Annotated in this window: 1 protein-coding gene; it reads right to left on the reverse strand. The window is 44.3% G+C overall.

Annotated elements, in window-relative coordinates; genetic code table 11:
- Positions 1-863 (reverse strand): glycerophosphodiester phosphodiesterase family protein (locus tag BUB08_RS19935; RefSeq protein ID WP_073003686.1); only part of this gene is annotated, 863 nt, incomplete at its 3' end.
- Positions 864-1,064 lie beyond the last annotated feature (201 nt).

The raw sequence follows: 1,064 nt of genomic DNA on the forward strand, positions 1-1,064 counted from the left end.
TCCACAATGTCAGGCTTTGCGGTTAACGCTTCTGCATATGCCTTCCGGCGCTCTTCTTTTGTTTTCAGCTTATCAATGGTGGGGGCATAAGAAACCATGCAGCGGATTCCTTTTGCCCGAAGCTTTTCTACAATTTCGGCATTCGAGTCGTCGATTGTCCGGCCTACGTAGGCAATCATGTTGTCGGCAGGAACTCCTGATATCATCAAATCTTCGAACTCCTTTTTGTTTCTTGAGAATGCGGAAAGCATTACCGACGGTAACCTGTCATAATAATACCGGGCCTGGGCTCCCGTGTGCACTGTCAGCATCACATGGTTTTCTGCTTTGTGCTTGCGGACTAACTCCACAATCATGTGCATAGGAACATCTTTCTTATCCAGATTAATTACTGTTTTTCCCTTGCTCCATTTAATGGCTTCTTCCAATGTGGGAATGTTGCACACAGTTGCATAACCGTCACTGTCTTTCAGCTTCACATCTTTCAACTCTGCAAAAGTGTAATCCGACAGCCTGCCCGTGGCAGTTGTTGTGCGGTCAAGGGTGGCATCGTGCATCAACACAATTACACTGTCTTTAGTCAGGCGCGGGTCGATTTCAAAAAAGGCGGGCATCTGCTCCAACACATGTTGAAATCCTTCGATACTGTTTTCCGGGAAGTCTTTAGCCAGTCCTCCTCTGTGCCCGCTCACAATGACAGAACCATCATTCCTGTACTGAAAAAATTCCTGTATCTCTTCAGTCGTTTTAAACTCAAGGTAATTATCCCCAGCATTTTGCGTAAAGGCACTACAGCCCGACAACAACAAAAATGTCATGGGAACAACCCTTGAAATTTCTTTTCCTAATCTCTTTAATTTCATTTACAATTACCTTTCAATTTCTAAATGCAATTATAATTTCGATTTATTACATTTTTATGGCATTCCGGTTACAAAATTATAGGATGTACCCTTTTGCCAGTTGGCTAAAGCTTTTCACCTGTTCTGCTGCCCAGTTCTCATCCTTCCCCAGTTCTTTTGCAAGAATAGAAGCCACCCGCGGTGCCATTTCTATCGCGGCCC

It is taken from the genome of Mariniphaga anaerophila (assembly GCF_900129025.1).
In the GTDB taxonomy this organism is placed as follows: domain Bacteria; phylum Bacteroidota; class Bacteroidia; order Bacteroidales; family Prolixibacteraceae; genus Mariniphaga; species Mariniphaga anaerophila.